The sequence below is a fragment of the Mycobacterium sp. Aquia_216 genome (assembly GCF_026723865.1).
In the GTDB taxonomy this organism is placed as follows: domain Bacteria; phylum Actinomycetota; class Actinomycetes; order Mycobacteriales; family Mycobacteriaceae; genus Mycobacterium.
Genome location: NZ_CP113529.1, coordinates 2,633,615 through 2,653,752, shown reverse-complemented (window position 1 = coordinate 2,653,752; position 20,138 = coordinate 2,633,615). Strand labels below are relative to the sequence as shown.

Genomic DNA, 20,138 nt, shown 5'->3' with positions numbered 1-20,138 from the left:
CGGACATGGCACTCGACCCGGTTGGATCATCGGCGGTTCCTGGTACCTCCGGCGACCGCTACGATGCCGATCGGCTGCTGGCCGGTTACCGGGCGGCGCGCGCCCAGGAAGCACTGTTCGACCTTCGCCCCCCCGGCTCGTACGGGGCCGGCTACGACGAGTTCCTCGACGAAAGCGGCCAGGTGCGCCCCGCCTGGACCGAGCTGGCCGACACGGTCGCCGAACGCGGCCGGATCGGGCTGAATCAGCTGCGCTCGGTGGTGCACAGCCTGATCGACAACGACGGGATCACCTACACCGAGGTCGATCCCACCAGCGGCCACGCGCTGGAACCGCGGGCGTGGAGCCTCGACACCCTGCCGATCGTGGTGTCCGCGACCGACTGGGAGATGCTGGAGGCCGGGCTGGTGCAGCGCTCGCGCCTGCTCGATGCCGTGCTCGCCGACCTGTACGGGCCGCGCACCTTGCTCACCGAGGGCATGCTGCCACCGGAACTGGTATTCGCCCATCCCGGTTACGTGCGCGCGGCCAGCGGAATCGAGGTGCCGGGCCGTCACCAGCTTTTCATGCACGGATGCGATCTCAGCCGGTTGCCGAACGGCAGCTTCGAGGTCAACGCCGACTGGACACAGGCGCCGTCGGGCGCGGGCTACGCGCTGGCCGACCGCCGCGTCGTCGCGCACGCGATTCCCGATCTCTACGAGCGAATTGCGCCGCGGCCCAACACACCGTTCGCGCAGGCGCTGCGGCTGGCGCTGATCGACGCCGCACCCGACGACGCCCAGGACCCGGTGGTGGTGGTGCTCAGCCCGGGCATCTACTCGGAGACGGCCTTCGATCAGGCCTATCTCGCTACGCTGCTGGGTTTTCCGCTGGTGGAAAGTGCCGATTTGGTGGTCCGCGACGGCAAATTGTGGATGCGCTCGCTGGGGATGCTGAAACGCGTCGACGTGGTTCTTCGCCGCGTCGACGCGCTCTACACCGACCCGCTCGATCTACGCGCCGATTCCCGGCTCGGGGTGGTCGGTTTGGTGGAGGCGCAACGCCGCGGCACGGTCACCGTCGTCAACACGTTGGGTAGCGGAATCCTGGAAAGCCCTGGGCTGCTGCGGTTTCTGCCCGAATTGGCCGAACGGCTGCTCGGCGAGTCTGCGCTACTGAACGCCGCGCCGGTGTACTGGGGCGGTATCAGCAAGGAACGCTCGCACCTGCTGGCCAACCTCCCGTCGCTGTTGATCAAATCCACTGTCGGCGGGGAAACCCTTGTCGGACCGACACTTTCGTCGGCTGAGCTGGCCGAGGTAGCGGCGCGCATCGATGACATGCCGTGGCAGTGGGCCGGGCAGGAGCTGCCCCAGTTCTCCTCGGCACCGACCGACCACGCCGGTATGTTGTCGTCGGCCGGCGTCGGCATGCGGTTGTTCACCGTCGCCCAACGCAGCGGCTACGCCCCGATGATCGGCGGTGTCGGCTACGTCCTGGCGCCCGGACCCGCGGCATACTCACTGACAACTGTTGCGGCAAAGGATGTTTGGGTCCGTCCGACGGAACGCGCCCGAGCCGAGACCATCACGCTGCCGACCGAGGCGCAGCCGGTGAAGACCGCCGCGGGCACGTGGGGAGTCAGCTCGCCACGCGTGCTGTCCGACCTGTTCTGGATCGGACGCTACGGCGAGCGCGCGGAGAGCACGGCCCGGCTGCTGATGGCCGCCCGCGACCGCTTCCACGTCTACCGGCATCAGCAGGACACGGAAGAGAGCGCAGTCGTGCCCGTGTTGATGGCCGCCCTGGGCCACATCACCGGCAGTGACACCGGAGCCGACAACGACCAGGCCGAGATGATCGCGATCGTCCCGTCGACGCTGTGGGCACTGACCGTCGACCCGAACCGGCCCGGATCGCTGATTCAGGCCGTGGAAGGGCTGGCGCTGGCCGCCAGGTCGGTGCGCGACCAGATGTCCAACGACACCTGGGTGGTGCTGGCCACCCTGGAGCGCGGACTCGCACACCCGCCCGAGCCGCCGCAGTCGCTGGCCGAGGCCGACACCCTGCTCGCCGCCGCGCATGCCCGCACCTTGGCCGGGATGCTGACCCTCTCGGGGGTGGCCAGCGAGTCGATGGTCCGCGACGTGGGCTGGACGATGATGGACATCGGCAAACGGATCGAACGCGGCTTGTGGCTGACCGCGCTGCTGGGTGCCACGCTCACGACGGTCCGTGCCGCGGCCGCCGAGCAGACGATCATCGAGTCGACGCTGATGGCCTGCGAATCATCGGTCATCTACCGCCGTCGCACCGTCGGCCAGGTCAGTGTCGCGGCGGTGACCGAACTGATGCTGTTCGACGCCACCAACCCGCGGTCGTTGCTCTATCAGCTGGAGCGGTTGCGGGCCAACCTCAAGGACCTGCCCAGCGCGTCGGGGTCATCGCGCCCGGAGCGCACGGTGGAGGAGATCGGCACGCTGCTGCGCCGGTCGAACCCCGCCGACCTGGAGGTGGCCGACGCCGACGGGCACCGCGCCGAGCTGGCCGAGCTGCTCGCCGCGATCCACGTCGAGCTGCGCGATCTGGCCGCGGTCATCACCGAGACGCAGTTGACCCTGCCCGGCGGCATGCAGCCGCTGTGGGGCCCCGACGAACGACGGGAGATGCCTGCCTAGCCGGCGACGGCAGCGGGTCCCTGCGCGGCCGACACCACCTCGTCGATCACGGTGTGGATGAACTGCATCTTGTCCAGCACCGCGACCGGCAGCACGAACGGGTACAGGTCGTCGCGACCCATCGACCGGTTCACCATGTTCAGTGACCACGACAACGGCAACCACATCTCGATGATGTTGGGAAAAGCACTGGGGCCCAGCGCCGGCCGGTCGAACGTTGCCGACGCCGGCGCGAAACCGCACCAGGCCGACGTGTCCAGGGTGTCCCGGATATGCAGGTAATGCGCGAACGTCTCCGCCCAATCCTCGGCAGGGTGCATGGTCGCATAGGACGACACGAAGTTCTTCTTCCAACCCGCCGGCGCGCCCTCGCTGTAGTGCCGATCCAGCGCCTGCTGATAGTCGGCGTCGGGATCGCCGAACAGTTCGTTGAAGCGCTTGACGTTCTCCTGCGACGGGGATATCAGGCGGTAGAAGTAGTAATGCCCGATCTCGTGCCGAAAGTGCCCGAGCAAGGTCCGGTACGGCTCGTCCATCTCGACCCGCAGCTGCTCGCGGTGGACATCGTCACCCTCGGCCAAATCCAGTGTGATGACCCCGTTCTCGTGCCCGGTTGTCACCTTCTCGCGGACACTGGACAGCAGCCGGAAGGCCAACCCGTAGTCAGGATCCTCCTGGCGCCCGATGATCGGCAATTTCAGCTCGTTCAGCTCCACGATCAGCCGCCGCTTGGCCGCCTCGGCCGACGCGAACTCCGCCAGGCCGGACGTGTCGGCATCGTTGGGTCGTTCGGTCGTCAGCGCGCACGACGTGCAGAGCAGCCGGGGGTTGTTGACGGGTACCAGCCAATTGCATTCGGCGACTCGCAGATTGGCGCAAAGTTGATAATCGCTGGCGTCAACGAATCCGGCGTGGTCGGTCGAATCACTGTTGGCGATCACCAGCAATGCCATCTGCTCGAGCGAAAACCCCAGCGCGCTACCGCAGTTCAGGCAAGTGGAGTTCTCGAACGCCAGCCGTTGCCCGCAGTTGGGACAATTGAAATCACGCATATAGCTCATCCCCTTCGAAGGGCACGACGTCGACGGCGACATCGATCACGCTGCGTTCCGAGTCGGTGTAGATGATGCCGCGCAGCGGTGGCACGTCCGCGTAGTCGCGGCCCCGCCCGACGATGATGTATCGCTGGTCGACCATTTGGTCGTTGGTGGGATCCAGCCCGAGCCATTCGAATTGGCCGGGCTCTTGCGGAGTCCACACGGCGGCCCAGGCGTGGGTCGCGTCGATGCCGATCATCCGTTCCTTTCCGGGTGGCGGGTCGGTGGCCAGATAGCCGGACACATAGCTGGCCGCCAACCCGTTGGCGCGCAGGCAGGCGATCGCCAGCCTGGCAAAGTCTTGACATACCCCTTCTCGGGCCGCCAGAACCTCATTGACCCCGGTGGAAATCGTTGTCGACCCCGACCGGTAGGTGAAGTCGTGGAAGATCCGCGAGGCGAGGTCGCGCAACACCTCGATCAGCGGGCGCCCGGGCACGAAGCTGGGCGCCGCGTAGTCGCGGACCTCATCGGTGATCTCCGGCGGATTCAGGTCCAGGGCGTACTCGGTGGCCAGTGCTCCCCTGCGCCCGGCCGGCCGGGCCGCCTCCCAGGGTTCGATCGCCGGCCCGTTGCTGTAGCGCTCGGGGGGCGCCGGATAGACGTCGACGATCGAGTCGCTGGTCACCGTCAGGGTGTGATGCGGCTCGGTGACGTGGAAGTAGGAGCTGATGTTGCCGTAGCCGTCGACGCTGGTGGAGCTGTCGGCGGGGACCGGGTCGATCGTCAGCCGGTGCGCCACGCAGAGCTGGCGCTGCGAGTCCCGCGGGGTGAGAAAGCCGCGGCCGTACGAACTGGTCACGACGTCCGAGTAGCGGTATTCGGTGCGGTGCGTGACGCGATGGCGGCGGGTGGCCGGGACCTCCGCTGCAGGGGACAACGAATTACCTCCTGACGCCTCCAGGTGGGTGCTCGGCGACCGATCGCCGATACGGCACCAAGCGCACCATAGCGGGAGCACAATCGGAAGGGTGGCCACCTGGGACGACGTCGCCCGGATCATTGGTGAGCTGCCACTCACCTCCGAGCAGTCACCGCATGACTGGCGGGTCGGCAAGAAGTTGCTGGCTTGGGAACGCCCGCTGCGCCCGGCGGACCGCGAGGCGTTGTCGGCGAATGGATCGGAACCGCCCGGGGGCGACATCCTCGGGGTCCGGGTGGCCGACGAGGGCGTCAAGTTCGCGCTGGTCGCCGACGAGCCGGGGGTGTACTTCACCACCCCGCATTTCAACGGCTATCCCGCGGTGCTGGTCAAGCTGGCCGAGATCGACGTGCGCGGTCTCGAGGAGCTGATCACCGAGGCCTGGCTGACACAGGCGCCCAAGAAGCTGGTTCAGGAGTTCCGGACCGGCTCGTTGTAGGGCTCTTCATGTTTGCCTCAGGTCGATCACCCGCTGCAGATCGTCGACGCATGCCACGACGACGTCGGCCAGCACCACTTCGGTTCTGTCCCGGGCGTTCGACAGCAGCGTCGCCGCGTCCCGGCGGGCGGCGTCGACATGGACGGTCGCGGCCATCGGATCCGAGTCGGCAAGTGCCGTCGCTTTCGCGAGGTCGTCCAGCACCGCCTCCGCGGGTTGCGGAAGGCGGTCGCAGCAGCCGTCGATCGCGGGCCCTACGGAGCGGGCCAGCTGTAGCACCGAGCCGGCCAGCAGGGCAACGTACCCGGCCTGATGGTCGGCGGCCCGGACCGCCTCACGAAGTCCCCAGCGCCGCGGCGCCATTCGCACGATCTGACGCGCTGTCGTCCGCGCCCGAATGAGTCCGCCCAGCTGTTCGTGCACCCGGTCGACGGCCGGCAACGGCCAGTCGTGGGCGGGAACTCCACGGCCGCAGGCGAGATCGCCGGCGCGGGACAGTACCGAGTGCAGCGTTCGCAGCACCTCGACGCGCGCGCTGCGCAGCACGAGCATCGGATTGGCCGGGAACAACAATACGGCGAAGACGATGGCCAGGCCCCCACCGATCAGCGCGTCGAAAATGCGTTCCCACCCGACACCGCTGCGGTACAGCGCGAGCACCAGGATCGACGACACCACGGTCTGGTTGGCGAACATCATCCCCTGGCCGATGTAGCCCTGACCGATGAAAACCGCGGCCAGAAGCGCAATCAGCGCCGCGATCGCGATGGAGTCGGCCCCGGGCCCGAACAGCGCCTGCACCAACGTTCCGGTCCCGATACCCAGGGTCACGCCGATCATCATCTGGATGGCGCGCTGCCCGCGCAGTACGTTGCTGGTCGACAAGGACACCGCCGCCGCGATCGGAGCGAAGAACGGTTGCGGGTGCACCAGCAGGTCGTGCGCGATGTACCAGGCCAGCCCCGCCGCGACCGAGGTCTGCACCAGGTAGAACCACACGCCGCGTACTCGTTTAAGACCCCCGACGACCGCTTTACCCGCGAACGGCCGCGTCAGCAGCGAAGTGCTCATGTCGCTTGCTTACCGCAGCGCCCGCGGATGCGGCAATGGGAGACGGGTCAGCCGCGCCGCAACTCGAACAGCGGAATGACCCGGCTGGTCTTCGACTGATAGTCGGCGAAGCCCGGCGCCACCGCGGCCACTTTGTCGAACAGCTGGTCGCGCTCGGCGCGGGGCAGTTCGTGGGCCGTCACATCGAACGCGTCGGTGCCGACCTCGATGTACGCCCGCGGGTTGGCCCGCAGGTTGTGCACCCAGGCCGGATCCTTGGGCGCACCCGCGAACGAGCCGATGATGATCAACCTGCCGTCGATGCGGAAGTAGGCCAGCGGCGACAACCGGGATTGGCCGGATTTGGCCCCCGTCGTGGTGAGCAGCAGCAGGTCGCCGTCTTCGAATGGGCCGCCGACCTTGCCGCCATTGGCCCGGAACTCGTCGACGATGTTCTTGTTGAACGCGTTGATCGTTTCGGTGTCCGGGAAGTCTGCCTCAGCCATGGCGCCGCTCCTCCTCATCGCTTCGTCCCCCGCGAGCGGGAGCTGCCCCCACTGCATCGTCGTCGTCGCGCATGCTCAGTCAACCTGTTTGGGTTTGGCATCTATTCCGGATTCCTTGCGCTGCTGCGCGGTGATCGGCGCCGGCGCGTCGGTCAGCGGGTCGACACCGCCGCCCGTCTTCGGGAAGGCGATCACCTCTCGGATCGAATCCACGCCGGACAGCAGCGCGTTGATCCGATCCCAGCCGAACGCGATGCCGCCGTGCGGCGGCGCGCCAAACGTGAACGCCTCCAACAGGAATCCGAACTTCTCCTCGGCCTCGCCCTTGTCCAAGCCCATCACCGCGAACACTCGTTCCTGGATGTCGCGGCGGTGGATACGGATCGAGCCGCCGCCGATCTCGTTGCCGTTGCAGACGATGTCATAGGCATCGGCCAGCACCGTGCCGGGATCGGTGTCGACCACGCCCTCGTATTCCGGCTTCGGCGAGGTGAAGGCGTGGTGCACCGCGGTCCACGCGCCGGAGCCCACCGCCACGTCACCGGCGGCGGTCGCGTCTTCGGCGGGCTCGAACAGCGGCGGGTCGACCACCCAGACGAAGGCCCACGCGTCGGGGTCGATCAGGTTGAGCCGGGTGGCGATCTCGCCGCGGGCGGCGCCCAGCAACGCGCGCGACGACTTCGCCGGTCCGGCCGAGAAGAAGATGCAGTCGCCGGGACTTGCCCCGACGTGGGCGGCCAGGCCGTCGCGTTCGGCGTCGCTCAAGTTCTTGGCCACCGGACCACTGAGCTCGCCGTCGTCGCCGACCAGCACGTAGGCCAGCCCGCGGTGGCCGCGCTGTTTGGCCCATTCCTGCCAGCCGTCCAGGGTGCGCCGCGGCTGCGACGCCCCGCCCGGCATCACCACCGCGCCGACATACGGTGCCTGGAAGACACGAAACGTGGTGTCGGAGAAGAACTCTGTGCACTCGACGAGCTCCAGCCCGAAGCGCATGTCGGGCTTGTCGGAGCCGAACCGCCGCATGGCGTCGGCGTAGCTGATGCGCGGGATCGGCGTGGGAACCTGATAGCCGATCAGCGCCCACAGCGCGGTCAGGATCTCCTCGGAGATCGCGATGATGTCCTCGACGTCGATGAAGCTCATCTCCATGTCGAGCTGGGTGAATTCCGGTTGCCGGTCGGCGCGGAAATCCTCGTCGCGATAGCAGCGGGCGATCTGGTAGTAGCGCTCCATGCCGGCCACCATCAGCAGCTGCTTGAACAGCTGCGGGCTCTGCGGCAGGGCGTAGAACGATCCGGGGTGCAGCCGGGCCGGCACCAGGAAGTCGCGCGCACCCTCCGGCGTCGAGCGGGTGATCGTCGGCGTCTCGATCTCGACGAAGTCATGCCGCGCCAGCACCGATCGGGCAGCGGCATTCACCTTGGAGCGCAACCGAATCGCTGCGGCCGGACCGTCGCGGCGCAGGTCGAGGTAGCGGTACTTCAGCCGCAGCTCCTCCCCCGCGGGCTCGTCCAGCTGGAAGGGCAGCGGCGCGCTTTCGCCCAGCACGGTCAGTGACGTGACATTGAGCTCGACATCGCCGGTGGGTATCTCGGCGTTCGCGTTGCCTTCCGGACGGATCTCGACGAGGCCTCGGACCGCGACGCAGAATTCGGCGCGCAACCGGTGCGCTTGTTCCAGCACGTCGGCCGCGCGGAAGACCACCTGCGCGATGCCGGACGCGTCGCGCAGGTCGATGAAGATGACGCCACCGTGGTCGCGGCGGCGAGCCACCCACCCCACCAGCGTCACCTGCTGGCCGGCGTCGCGATCCCGTAGCGAACCAGCGGCGTGGCTGCGCAGCACGAATACTCCCCTTTACGTTGGACGACTGATCAGTCTAAGGGGCGGTGTAACTTCGCTTTTATCGCCACAAACATCGCACTCGTGGGTCCGGGCGCTGTCGGCACGACGGTCGCCGCGCTGCTGTACCAAGCCGGGCATTCCGTGCTGGTCTGCGGTCGCACCGCCCGCGCCAATATCGAACTGCGGCCCGACGGCCAGGACGCGATCGTGGTGCCCGGGCCGGTGCACACCGATCCCGCGGACGTCTCCGGCCCCGTCGACATCGTGATCCTGGCGGTCAAGGCGACCCAGAACGACGACGCGGCCGGCTGGCTGTCCCGCCTGTGCGCCGAGCACACCATCGTCACCGTGCTGCAGAACGGCGTCGAGCAGGTCGAGCAGGTGCAACCGCTGTGCCCGTCGTCGCCCGTGATCCCGGGCATCGTCTGGTATTCCGCCGAGACGCAGCCGGCGGGATGGGTGCGACTGCGCGGTGAGGCCGCGCTGGTGCTGCCGAGTGGGCCCGCGGCGGAGGCGGTTGCCGATCTGCTGCGCGGCGCCGGCTGCCGGGTGGATTGCGACCCCGACCTGATCACGGCGAGCTGGCGCAAGCTGCTCACCAATGCGCTGGCCGGATTCATGGCGCTGTCCGGGCGGCGGTCCGGGATGTTTCGCCGCGACGACGTCGCCGCGTTGTCGCGTCAGTATGTGGCGGAATGCCTTGCGGTCGCGCGCGCCGAGGGCGCCCGGCTGCCGGACAGCGTGGTCGACGAACTGGTCGACCTGTTCCGTCAGGCTCCAGAAGACATGGGCACCTCGATCCTGGCCGATCGGGAGCAGCGCCGGCGGATGGAATGGGACATCCGCAACGGGGTGATCATTCGCAAGGCACGCGCGCACACGCTGGCGACGCCGATCAGCGATGTGCTGGTGCCGCTGCTCGCCGCGGCCAGCGACGGCCCGGGATAGATCACGCCGACGAGGAGTTCCTGGCCCGGGAACCGTTCACGCGCATGGCCTTCCGGTTCAACGGATGCTCCACGCAAGCCGTCGCGGCTTTTGCCGAGGACCATTGCGCCGAGGCCATCCCGGGCGGTTGCCGGTCGACCTGGACGATGGCTCAGAAACCCGCCGGCCCGGCACGGCTGGCGATGGTCGTCGTGGGGCCGCTGCTGAACCTGAGGCTGCGGCGGTTGCTGGGCAACCTGCGCCGTTACACCGATACCCGATGCGCTGCTACGCAACAGCGTTAGGTGTGTGCAAAGCTGAATCATGACCTTCAACGAGGGTATGCAGATCGACACCAGCACAGCAGCGTCGTCCGGCGGTATGGGCGGCGGCCGGATGGCCCTCGGTGGCGGCATCGGCGGGCTGTTGATCGTGGTGGTGGCACTGTTTCTGGGCGTCGATCCCGGAAGCGTCATCAGCCAGCAGCCGGCGAACACCCGCGAGGACGTGGCGCCCGGCTTCGACCTGAACGTGTGCAGAACCGGCGCGGATGCCAACAAATACGTGCAGTGCCGGGTGGTTGCCACCGGCAACTCGGTCGACGCGGTGTGGCATCAGTTGATGCGCAACTACACGCGCCCGCATCTGCGCCTGTTCACCGGTTCGGTCAACACCGGCTGCGGACCGGCCACCACCGCGGTGGGGCCGTTCTACTGCCCGGTGGACCAGACCGCGTATTTCGATACCGACTTCTTCCAGGAGCTGGTCGATAAATTCGGTTCCAGCGGTGGGCCTTTCGCGCAGGAATACGTGGTCGCCCACGAGTACGGCCATCACGTCCAGCAATTGCAGGGGATCCTGGGCCGGTCGCAGCAGGGCGCGCAGGGCGCCGGCGGCAACGGGGTGCGAACGGAGCTGCAGGCCGACTGCTACGCCGGCATCTGGGCGCACTACGCGTCGACGGTGAAACAGGAGAGCACCGGCGTGCCGTTCCTACAGCCGTTGAGCGACAAGGATATTCAGGACGCGCTCTCGGCCGCCGCGTCGGTCGGCGATGACCGGATCCAGAAGGAGACGACCGGACGCGTCAACCCCGAGTCGTGGACACACGGATCCGCCGCGCAACGCCAAAAGTGGTTCACCGTCGGTTATCAGAGCGGCGAACCCAAACAGTGCGACACGTTCGCCGCAACCGACCTCTAAGTCAGCAACCCCCGCAGCTGCGCCCGGCCCTGCTCGTCGAGCGGCAGCAGCGGCGCCCGCGGGTCACCGATCGGGAAACCGAGCAGGTCGAGGCCCGCCTTCACGGTGGTCGCCAGGCCGCCCGCGACGATGAACTCCAGTAAGGGCTTGAGGTCGTCGTAGAGCAGCTGCGCCTTCTCCAGGTCGCCCGCGCGGACCGCCTCGTACAGGTCGATGCAGGGCTGGGGCCGCAGATTCGGCGCGGCCGTGCACCATCCGGAGGCACCCGCCTTCAGCGCGTCGAGCACCAGTGGATTGCTGCCGTTGTAGAACGGCAGTTGGCCCCCGGACAGTTCGGTGATGCGCTGCATGCGGGTCAGGTCGCCGGTGGATTCCTTGACCATCGTCACGTTGTCGATGGTCTCGAACATCTCGACCAGCAGTTCGGGGCGCATGTCCACGCCGCTGGTGGCCGGGTTGTTGTACGCCATGATCGGGATGTCGATCGCGTCGCCGATGCTGCGGTAGTGCGCGACGATCTCCCGCTCGGACAGCTTCCAGTAGGACACCGGCAGGATCATCACCGCGTCAGCACCGGCCTGTTGCGCATACCTGGCACGCCGAATGGTCTTGGCAGTAGTCACATCTGACACGCCGACGACGATGGGCACCCGGGCGGCCACGGTGGCGATCGTGGTGTCCACCACGGCGTCGAACTCGGGCTCCTCGAGATAGGCCAACTCACCGGTGCTGCCCAACGGCGCGATCGCGTGCACCCGGGACGCAACGAGCCGGTCGACCAGCGCGGCCAGCCGGCTGGTGTCGATGCCGTCGTCGAACGGAGTGACCGGGTAGGCGATGATGCCGTGGATCCTGGGCACAGGGCTCCTTAGCTCGTCAGGGCGTCGGGGTGGCGCGCCAGCGCGCGGCGCGCGTAGTAGGCGAAGTTGGCCTGGCTGCGCTTGGGCGTCAGCGTCCAGTCGTGGGCCTCGCGGGCCAGCTGCTCGGGCAGTGGCTTGACCCTGCCGGCGGCCATGGCCGCCAGCTGCAGTTTCGCGGCCCGCTCGATCAGGATCCCCAGCGAGCAGGCCTCCTCGACGCTGGCGCCGGCGATGACGTGTCCGTGATGCGCCAGCAGGACCGCCTTCTTGTCGCCGAGCGCGGCGCTGATGATCTCGCCCTCCTCGTTGCCGACGGGCACGCCCGGCCACTCGGCCAGGAACGCGCAGTCGCCGTAGAACGGGGTGGTGTCCATGTGGGAGACGACCAGCGGGACCTCGAGCATCGACAACGCCGCCACGTGGAAGGCATGGGTGTGCACGATGCATTGCACGTCGGGTCGCGCGCGATAGATCCAGCTGTGAAAACGATTGGCGGGGTTGGCTATTCCGTCTCCCTCGAGCACGTTGAGGTCCTCGTCGACCAGCAGCAGGTTGGCCGCGGTGATCTCGTCGAAACCGAGGCCCAGCCGTTGGGTGTAGTAGGTCCCGTCGGCTTCGGCACGCGCGGTGATCTGGCCGGCCAGCCCGGAATCGTGCCCGGCGTCGAACAGGGCCCGGCAGGTCAGCGCCAGCTTCTGTCGCGTGGTCAGCTCGGAATCGGCGATGTTGACCGCCAACTGCTGCTCGGCGCGACGCATCAGTGCGGATTTCGAATCGCGGAACGTGGTGACCATGACACTAAGGTAGCATCGAGGAAACTTTGTGTCATCGGGATCGGGAGGCCAGTCACATGACCGCACTATTGCGCGCGGTCCGCAGACAACGCGGCCTGACCCTCGAGCAACTCGCCGTCCAGACCGGGCTGACCAAGAGCTACCTGTCCAAGATCGAGCGCCGGCAGAGCACACCGTCCATCGCGGTGGCCCTGAAGGTTGCGCGGGCGCTCGAGGTCGATGTCGGGCGGCTGTTCTCCGACGAGGCGGCCGAGGAGAAGATCACCGTCGATCGTGCCGCCGGGTCCGACGGCCGGCGCTACCGGGTGCTGGCGTCCGCGCTACTCGGAAAGTCCATGTCGCCGTTCGTCCTTCGGCCGACGGCACACGTGGCCGACAACGCTACGCATGCCGAGCACACGGGTCAGGAATTCGTCTTCGTCCATGTGGGACCGGTCGAACTCGACTACGGGGATCAGACCATCGAGCTCGGCACCGGCGACAGCGCGTACTTCGACGCGTCGGTCAGCCACAAGATCCGCGCGGTCGGTGCCGAGCCGGCCGAGGTCGTCGTCGTGGCGCAGACCGAGCCGCGATGACCGAGCTGTTGTTCTCCTACGGCACGCTGCAGCTGCCGGAGGTTCAGCGCGCGACGTTCGGGCGAGAGGTCCCCGGCCGCCGCGATGCGATCGTCGGATACGACCTGGACTACCTGACGATCACCGACCCGCACGTGATCACGACCAGCGGTAGCGATCGCCATCCGATCTTGCGGCCCGCCGACCGTGCCGATGCGCATGTCGACGGGATGGTGTTCGAGATCAGCGAGACCGAGTTGGCCGCGGCCGACGAGTACGAGGTGGACGACTACCGGCGCATCGCGGTGCCATTGGCCTCGGGTGCGACCGCATGGGTCTACGTGTTCGCGGGCTGATTACCCGGGCCGGGCCGCGCAGGTGACGGTGGTGGTGGCGTCCTGGTGCACGACGACCTGGCCGTCCACCGCGATCTCGCAGTGAAACGAGGCCGGACCATTGCCCGAGTCCGGCCAGTGCAGCATGCCGCTGGCGGTGATGCTCGCCCACTGGTTCGGGTTTGCCAGCGTGGCCGTGTACACCACCGGCTGCCCGCTCAGCGGTGCCTGCACACTGGTCGAGAACTTCGACGGGTCCGCGTTGTAGGCGGCCTGGCTGGGCGGATCAGACGTCACGTACGAGACGGTGGCGGTCAGATTGTTCGGGCTCGAGATGGTGTAGGTCACCTGATGACCATCCGCATGCGCCGTGGCCGGCCCGAGAATCACTCCCCCGACCAGTGCAAACGTTGCCGACGCGACCGCGCTGGTCCCTTTTCGCAGGTTCGTCATCACGCTCGTCATATCGAAAACGCTACCGGATTCGTTACCACCGACGTTCACCGCTCGATATGCCACCGGTCGCCCGACTCGGGTATGAAGCATGCATGACCGACGACGCCGGAGCGGCCGTTCCGGCCAGCACGCCGGGCATCAGCCGCCGCAGGCTGTTGACGACCAGCGCCACCTCGGCGGCCGTCGGAGTGGGTGTCGGCGCCGGCGTCGGGGTGGGCGCCGCCGCCCTGTTGTGGTCCCACTCACCCGGGGCCGCCCTGTTGCGCCAGCCGGACCGCAACGGCGCACCGGCGGTTTTCGGGTTGCCTGCAATTCGGCCGCCACGCAGGCACCGAGTTGGTGGTGTCCTGGCATACCACCGAGGCGGTGCGTAATCCGCGCGTCATGCTCGGCACGCCGGGGTCCGGTTTCGGCCATACCGTTGCGGCCGAAACCCGAACTTACCGAGACGCGAAGTCCAACAACGAAGTTCGTGTCAACCATGCTCGCCTGACGAATCTGACCCCGGATACCGACTATGTGTACGCGGCGATGCACGACGGCGCCGAGCCGGAGCATGGCACCGTGCGGACCGCGCCAGCCGGTCGAAAGCCGTTGCGCTTCACCAGCTTCGGCGACCAGTCCACGCCGACACTGGACAAGATGCCCGACGGCACGTATGGCACCGACAACATCGGATCGCCGGCGGCCGCCGACATTACCCTGGCGATCGAACGCATCGGCCCGCTGTTCAACCTGGTCAACGGCGACCTGTGTTACGCCAATCTCGCTCGGGACCGCATCCGCACCTGGTCGAACTGGTTCGAGAACAACACGCGCTCGGCCCGCTACCGGCCGTGGATGCCGGCGGCGGGCAATCACGAGAACGAACTGGGCAACGGGCCGGTCGGGTACGGCGCGTATCAGACCTATTTCGCGTTGCCCGATTCGGGCGCGAGTCCGGAACTGCGTGGTCTGTGGTATTCGTTCACCGCCGGCTCGGTGCGGGTGATCAGCCTCAACAACGACGACGTGGCGTTGCAGGACGGCGGCAACTTTTACGTGCACGGCTACTCCGCTGGCGAGCAAAAGCGCTGGCTTGCAGCTGAACTCGCGGCTGCGCGCCGCGATCCCGATGTCGATTGGCTGGTCATCTGTATGCATCAGACCGCCATTTCCACCGCGGCCAAGGCCAACGGCGCCGACCTCGGAATCCGCGAGCAATGGCTACCGCTGTTCGACCAGTACCAGGTCGATCTGGTGCTGTGCGGTCACGAACACCACTACGAACGGTCTCATCCGTTGCGCGGCGCCCAAAACACCGACACCCGAACGCCGATACCGGTCGACACTCGCGATGAGGTGATCGATACGACTCGCGGAACGGTGCACGTCGTCATCGGTGGCGGCGGCACTTCGGCACCGACCAACGCAACGTTCTTCCCCGAGCCTCGGTGCCGGGTGATCACCGGGGTCGGCGCGTTCGACCCCGCGATCGGACGCAAGGCGCCGATCTATGTCCTCGAGGATGCACCCTGGTCGGCGTTTCGCGACCGCGACAATCCTTACGGCTTCGTGGCTTTCGAGGTCGATCCGGGTCAGCCGGGCGGCAACACCTCGATCAAGGCCACGCATTACGCACTGCGCGGGCCGCTGGGCGCGGTTGCCGTCGTGGAGGAGTTCACCCTGACCAAGCCCCGCGGGGACAGGGCCGCCTAGGTCAAAACAGGGTGGGCTGGCTGGGTTCGGGCTCGACGGCCTTGGGTGGTTGCGCGAACGGCCGGTGGTCGCCGGCCAGCCGGTGCTTGGCGATCAGCGGCGTGGCCCGGGCCCGCAGCATCTCGCGATAGTCCGGCGGCAAATAGGCTCCGCGCCGGTACAACTCGCGGTAACGGCCGGTCAGTTCGGGATGCGACCGGGCTAGCCAGGACATGAACCAGCCGCGGGTCGAACGACGCAGATGCAGGCCGAAAACGGTCACGCTGGTGGCTCCGGCCGCCGCGATCTGGCCGAGCAGCCCGTCGAGGTGCTCGACCGAGTCGGTGAGGTGTGGCAGCACCGGCGCGACCATCACATGGCAGCCCAGGCCGGCGTCGCGGATCGCGGCGATCAGGCCGAGCCGAGCCTGCGGTGTCGGCGTGCCCGGTTCGACGTCTCGCTGCAGCTCCGGATCGCCGACCGCCAGCGATACCGCGAGCGACACCGGAACCTGTTGGGCCGCAGCCGCGATCAGCGGCAGATCCCGCCGCAGCAGGGTGCCTTTGGTCAGAATGGACAGTGGCGTGCCGGATTCGGCCAGCGCGCCGATGACGCCCGGCATCAGGGCGTAGCGGCCCTCGGCGCGCTGATAGGGATCGGTGTTGGTGCCCAGCGCGACGGTTTCGCGTCGCCACGACGGACGGCGCAGCTCGCGGCGCAATACCTCCGCGACGTTGGTCTTGACCACCACCTGAGTGTCAAAATCGGTGCCGCAGTTGAAGTCCAGGTATTCGTGGCTGGGGCGCGCGAAACAATAGCGGCAGGCGTGGGAGCAACCACGATAGCCGTTGACGGTGTAGCGGAACGGCAGCGCGGCCGCGGCCGGAACCTTGTTGAGTGCCGATTTGCAGTGCACCTCGTGAAAGGTGATCCCCTCGAACTGCGGCGCCCGCACGCTGCGGACCAGACCGATCCGCGCCAGCCCCGGTAGTGCCCCGTCGTCGACGGGATTACCGTTGACGGCAACGGCCTGGTTCGCCCACCGCATCCCACTATTCGAACAACTGTTCGATACGATGTCAAGCGGCGATCTTCTCGCTCGAGGAAAATCGCTGGCCGAGACCAGAAGTGGCGGAGGGGTACTTGTCGAGTCGAGACTACGAAGACGAATTGCGGTCCGAGCAGAGCTATGTGGCGGGGCTCTATGCGCGGCTCGACGCCGATCGCGCGCGACTGAGGGGCGAGTACAAGCAAGCGCTGCTGGGCGACGGTGAGACGTCGATGGAACGCGACGTCCAGGTGCGTGCGCTGGCCAAACAGGTCAAACGGCTGGACGTGGTGGACAACGGGCTGTGTTTCGGCCGGCTGGATGCCGTTTCGGGTGAACGGTCCTACATCGGCCGGATCGGCTTCTTGGACGAGAAGAACGACTACGCACCGATGCTGCTCGATTGGCGGGCGCCCGCGGCGCGTGCCTTCTACGTCGCCACCGCGGCGACGCCGGAGAACATGCGCCGACGTCGCCAGTTCCACACTCGCGGGCGTCAGGTCGTCGACTTCACCGACGAGGTCCTCGGCCGCCCTGGTGACGGCAGCGAGCCGGCCGAATCAGAAGACTCGGCCCTGCTTGCCGCCGTCAACGCGCCGCGCGGCGAGGGTATGCGCGACATCGTGGCGACGATCCAGGCCGAGCAGGACGAGATCATCCGGCTCGATCACAACGGGGTGCTGGTGATCGAGGGTGGCCCCGGCACCGGCAAGACGGTGGTGGCGCTGCACCGCGTCGCCTACCTGCTCTACACCCAGCGGGAGCAGATGGAACGCCACGGCGTTCTCGTGATCGGCCCCAATCCGGCGTTCCTGAGCCACATCGGCCGCGTGCTGCCGTCGCTCGGCGAGACGGACGTGGTGTTCAGTACCACCGGCGAGCTGGTTCCCGGGTTGCACGTCGTCGCCGAGGACACCCCGCAATGTGTCGTGCTCAAGGGTTCGCTGAAGATCCTCGATGTGCTGGCGGCGGCGATCGGCGATCGGCAACGAGTACCCGAGCATCCGGTGACGATCGAACTGGCCGACGTCACGGTCCGGATCGACGCCGAGATCGCCGGGTGGGCCAGGGAGGAAGCGCGCAAGAGTCGGCAGCCACACAACGACGCTCGCGCGGTGTTCATCGACGTCATCACCTGGGCGCTGACCGAACGAGGCATCGCCCGGATCGGGCGAGGCCGGCTGACCAGGGAAGACCGGGTCGTGTGGGAGCGACTGCGCGCGGATCTGATCGACGAGCTCGACGACAACGAGGCGTTCGCCGCAGCGCTGGACGAGCTCTGGCCGATTCTGACGCCGGAAACCCTGCTGGCGGACCTCTACACGTCGCGTGAACGGTTGCACGCGGCCGGGGTGGATGAGTCGCTGTGGCGGGCCGACGGTCACGCCTGGACGGTGTCCGATGTGCCGCTGCTCGACGAGCTGGTCGACCTGCTGGGCCGTGACAAGTCGGCCGACCTGGCCGCCGAGCAGGACCGCAAGGCCGAAGCGGAGTTCGCCGCCGGCGTGTTGGACATCATGATCAGCCGCGAAGACCTGATGGACGACGAGGACCAGCTGCTCGCTCAAGACATGCTCAACGCCGAAGATCTCGCCGACCGCTTCCAAGAGCGCGACACCCGCGAACTCGCCGAACGTGCTGCCGCGGATCGCGATTGGACCTACCGCCATGTCGTGGTCGACGAGGCCCAAGAACTGTCCGAGATGGACTGGCGAGTGCTGATGCGCCGCTGCCCCGGCAAATCCTTCACGGTCGTCGGCGATCTCGCCCAGCGCCGGTCGGTGGCCGGGGCGACCTCCTGGCACGCGATGCTGGATCCGTACGTGCCCGGCCGCTGGGTCTACCGGTCGCTATCGGTCAACTACCGCACCCCGGCGGAGATCATGACCGTCGCCGCCGCGTTGCTCGACGAGTTCGCGCCCGGCGTCCAGCCACCGGAGTCGGTGCGGGCGTGCGGCGTGCGGCCCTGGTCCAGACGCGTCACCGACGACGAATTGCCCAGTGCGATTGAGGAATTCGTTCGGGACGAGGCCGGTCGCGAAGGAACCAGCATCGTCATCGGACCACCCGGCGTGCCGGGCACCGTGCCGGCATCGGCGACGAAGGGCCTGGAGTTCGACGCCGTGCTGGTCGTGGAACCGCGGCGGATCCTCGCCGACGGGCCGCGCGGCGCGGCCGAGCTCTACGTCGCCCTCACCCGCGCCACGCAGCGCCTCGGCGTCCTACACCAAGACCCGTTGCCGCAGGCGCTGTCCGGCTTGGCCGAATTCGAGACACGCGCTCAGGCCTAGAAGGGTGGCGGATCGGGATCGCAAGCGATATCGCGGGATCCCCAATCGCGAGCCCGTTCCGGCTTTCGGCGGGCGACGCGTGCGCTTCGGTTGCGCCGGCGCTCGGCGGTGATGCACGCGGTGCGGTTTTGTGCGCGAGTTTGGCGCCGTCTGGGCATCATCGCGGTCCGGTCACCGAGGTAGTCCGGTGGCACGTCCGCCTCGGGCGCCGGCACACCGCCCGTCGCCAAGCACAGGCTCGGAAATAGCAGCGCGCTGCCCGGTGTGGTGACGTAGGTGTGCGCAGCCGGCGACGTCAAAATCAGTGTCCCGTCGGGCAACTGCTTGTCACGCCATTCCCAGAAAGTCTTGACCAAATGATGGGTACGGCAGTAGCACTTGAGGTTTGACGCATGCGTCGGACCGCCGTCGGAGTACGGAATCGTATGGTCGAGGTCGCACTCTACTGCCGGCCGGTCGCAACCCGGCCAGCGGCACGTCAAGTCGCGGCATCGGATAAAGTCCTGCAGCGCCCTGGAAGGTACATACCCGGGCTCGGGCGGAGCGTCGGCGGGATGGACGAGCGGCACCAACCTGGCCGACTTAGCCAGTTCCGCAACGAGTTCCGGCGCGATCAGGCCATCAGCACTGAGCTGGGACGCGGGTACCGAGCCGCGACCATCGACGGTGGCCTGCTCGGCGATCACATGAATGACGACGGGCGTCGCGGCGGGACGTTTACCCGCTGTGCAGTCGGGTCGCCCACACCGGCAGCACAGTCGATCGGCCGCCGTCGCCAGCGCCCCCAACGCGTCGGCCCGGCGCTGCTCGCGGCGCCGGGGGTCGTGCTCACACACCGTGGCCGACAACGCATTCAGCCGCTTTTCCAGTGCACGCGCGTCGGGAGTCGACAAGGAGCCGTGGATCTCCGAAGTGCCATCGCCAACGTCTCCGATCCAAACCTCGCGGTCGGACTGGCGTTGCTCACGCCGCCGTACGGCATCCGCGTCAACCCGCACGACGATCTTGTCGACCTGCGCGGCCAGTCGGCCGTGGGTCATCGAGGGCCAACGCGGCACGTTGACAGCCAGCTCCGCATCGACCCCGGCCAGCACCGCGTCGTCGGTGAGTAGATCGGTGCGATAGACGAGGGTCTGAAACGTCCGATAGTCGATATCGCCGGCTCTGAATACCTCTGCGACCTTCGGCAGCCGTTCCCGCATCGCGCGGGCGTAGCGAAGGCGGCTGGCCGCCAGCCCCTGGCTTATTCGCAACGCCGCGGCCAGCTCGGCACTGACCGCCTCCATCGTGTCGACGGCCCACGCCTCGGTCTCCGCATAACGAGATAGCCGAAGGCCGAATAATGCCCCGATAGCCTCGAGTTGGGCGGCCGCTGCCCGGTTTTCGGATCGTGCGGACGAGCAGATGCGATCCACCACGGCCGCGGATTCACTCAGCTGATCGAACATACATTCGATCATGCCACTGGGGT

At 67.5% G+C, this 20,138-nt stretch carries 17 protein-coding genes and 2 pseudogenes; 9 read left to right on the top strand and 10 right to left on the bottom strand.

The genetic code is table 11. From position 1 onward, the window contains the following. The first annotated feature begins 5 nt into the window (after window positions 1-5). The gene (locus tag OK015_RS12495; protein ID WP_268132678.1) at window positions 6-2,660 is read left to right on the top strand and encodes a circularly permuted type 2 ATP-grasp protein; all 2,655 of its coding nucleotides are present in this window, start codon (window positions 6-8) and stop codon (window positions 2,658-2,660) included. Here OK015_RS12495 and OK015_RS12490 read toward each other — a convergent pair. Then, window positions 2,657-3,712 carry a zinc-binding metallopeptidase family protein gene (locus OK015_RS12490; RefSeq protein WP_268131812.1) on the bottom strand — a complete coding sequence of 352 codons (1,056 nt, stop codon included), beginning with the start codon at window positions 3,710-3,712 and terminating at the stop codon, window positions 2,657-2,659. The two genes, OK015_RS12495 and OK015_RS12490, sit on opposite strands and share 4 nt — an antisense overlap. Next, the gene (locus OK015_RS12485; RefSeq protein ID WP_442791296.1) at window positions 3,705-4,661 is read right to left on the bottom strand and encodes a transglutaminase family protein; all 957 of its coding nucleotides are present in this window, start codon (window positions 4,659-4,661) and stop codon (window positions 3,705-3,707) included. The genes OK015_RS12490 and OK015_RS12485 overlap by 8 nt, the downstream gene beginning before the upstream one ends. 67 nt (window positions 4,662-4,728) lie before the next feature. On the opposite strand from OK015_RS12485, the gene OK015_RS12480 reads away from it, so the two are divergent. After that, window positions 4,729-5,118, top strand: a complete 390-nt coding sequence (locus tag OK015_RS12480) for an MmcQ/YjbR family DNA-binding protein (protein ID WP_268131809.1) — start codon at window positions 4,729-4,731, stop codon at window positions 5,116-5,118. A 6-nt stretch (window positions 5,119-5,124) separates the two neighbouring features. Here OK015_RS12480 and OK015_RS12475 read toward each other — a convergent pair whose 3' ends face one another. From OK015_RS12475 to aspS, 3 genes are all read right to left on the bottom strand, one after another. Continuing rightward, complete coding sequence (locus OK015_RS12475; protein ID WP_268131807.1) at window positions 5,125-6,189, bottom strand: FUSC family protein; 1,065 nt, start codon at window positions 6,187-6,189, stop codon at window positions 5,125-5,127. A 47-nt stretch (window positions 6,190-6,236) separates the two neighbouring features. Further along, on the bottom strand, window positions 6,237-6,674 hold the full coding sequence (locus OK015_RS12470) for a nitroreductase family deazaflavin-dependent oxidoreductase (RefSeq protein WP_268131806.1): 438 nt from the start codon (window positions 6,672-6,674) through the stop codon (window positions 6,237-6,239). Between the two features lie 75 nt (window positions 6,675-6,749). Continuing rightward, window positions 6,750-8,519, bottom strand: a complete 1,770-nt coding sequence (gene aspS / locus OK015_RS12465) for an aspartate--tRNA ligase (RefSeq protein WP_268131804.1) — start codon at window positions 8,517-8,519, stop codon at window positions 6,750-6,752. 60 nt (window positions 8,520-8,579) lie between these two features. On the opposite strand from aspS, the gene OK015_RS12460 reads away from it, so the two are divergent. From OK015_RS12460 to ypfJ, 3 genes and pseudogenes are all read left to right on the top strand, one after another. Beyond that, complete coding sequence (locus OK015_RS12460; RefSeq protein WP_268132676.1) at window positions 8,580-9,467, top strand: oxidoreductase; 888 nt, start codon at window positions 8,580-8,582, stop codon at window positions 9,465-9,467. Between the two features lie 8 nt (window positions 9,468-9,475). Next, window positions 9,476-9,751: pseudogene (locus OK015_RS12455) on the top strand (SRPBCC family protein); the annotation flags it as partial. Between the two features lie 19 nt (window positions 9,752-9,770). Continuing rightward, window positions 9,771-10,649, top strand: coding sequence for a KPN_02809 family neutral zinc metallopeptidase (ypfJ, locus tag OK015_RS12450; protein WP_268131803.1), 879 nt, complete (start codon window positions 9,771-9,773; stop codon window positions 10,647-10,649). Here the strand turns inward: ypfJ and OK015_RS12445 are convergent. After that, complete coding sequence (locus tag OK015_RS12445; RefSeq protein WP_268131800.1) at window positions 10,646-11,509, bottom strand: dihydrodipicolinate synthase family protein; 864 nt, start codon at window positions 11,507-11,509, stop codon at window positions 10,646-10,648. The genes ypfJ and OK015_RS12445 overlap by 4 nt on opposite strands. An 8-nt stretch (window positions 11,510-11,517) precedes the next feature. Next, window positions 11,518-12,303 carry an aldolase gene (locus OK015_RS12440; protein ID WP_268131798.1) on the bottom strand — a complete coding sequence of 262 codons (786 nt, stop codon included), beginning with the start codon at window positions 12,301-12,303 and terminating at the stop codon, window positions 11,518-11,520. A 56-nt stretch (window positions 12,304-12,359) separates the two neighbouring features. Here OK015_RS12440 and OK015_RS12435 point away from each other — a divergent pair, with 56 nt between their 5' ends. Continuing rightward, window positions 12,360-12,881 carry a helix-turn-helix domain-containing protein gene (locus OK015_RS12435; RefSeq protein ID WP_268131796.1) on the top strand — a complete coding sequence of 174 codons (522 nt, stop codon included), beginning with the start codon at window positions 12,360-12,362 and terminating at the stop codon, window positions 12,879-12,881. After that, window positions 12,878-13,216, top strand: a complete 339-nt coding sequence (locus OK015_RS12430; protein WP_268131793.1) for a gamma-glutamylcyclotransferase family protein — start codon at window positions 12,878-12,880, stop codon at window positions 13,214-13,216. Before OK015_RS12435 ends, OK015_RS12430 begins: the two co-directional genes overlap by 4 nt. Here OK015_RS12430 and OK015_RS12425 read toward each other — a convergent pair whose 3' ends face one another. Then, window positions 13,217-13,648, bottom strand: coding sequence for a hypothetical protein (locus tag OK015_RS12425; protein ID WP_268132674.1), 432 nt, complete (start codon window positions 13,646-13,648; stop codon window positions 13,217-13,219). A gap of 95 nt (window positions 13,649-13,743) precedes the next feature. Between OK015_RS12425 and OK015_RS12420 the strand changes: the two are divergent. Next, window positions 13,744-15,349: pseudogene (locus OK015_RS12420) on the top strand (purple acid phosphatase family protein). A gap of 1 nt (window position 15,350) precedes the next feature. On the opposite strand, the gene OK015_RS12415 reads toward OK015_RS12420, so the two are convergent. Continuing rightward, on the bottom strand, window positions 15,351-16,376 hold the full coding sequence (locus OK015_RS12415; RefSeq protein ID WP_268131791.1) for an Rv2578c family radical SAM protein: 1,026 nt from the start codon (window positions 16,374-16,376) through the stop codon (window positions 15,351-15,353). A gap of 95 nt (window positions 16,377-16,471) precedes the next feature. Between OK015_RS12415 and helR the strand changes: the two genes are divergently transcribed. After that, window positions 16,472-18,667, top strand: a complete 2,196-nt coding sequence (gene helR / locus OK015_RS12410; protein WP_268131788.1) for an RNA polymerase recycling motor ATPase HelR — start codon at window positions 16,472-16,474, stop codon at window positions 18,665-18,667. On the opposite strand, the gene OK015_RS12405 is transcribed toward helR, so the two are convergent. Beyond that, on the bottom strand, window positions 18,664-20,115 hold the full coding sequence (locus OK015_RS12405; protein WP_268131786.1) for an HNH endonuclease signature motif containing protein: 1,452 nt from the start codon (window positions 20,113-20,115) through the stop codon (window positions 18,664-18,666). The genes helR and OK015_RS12405 overlap by 4 nt on opposite strands. Window positions 20,116-20,138 lie beyond the last annotated feature (23 nt).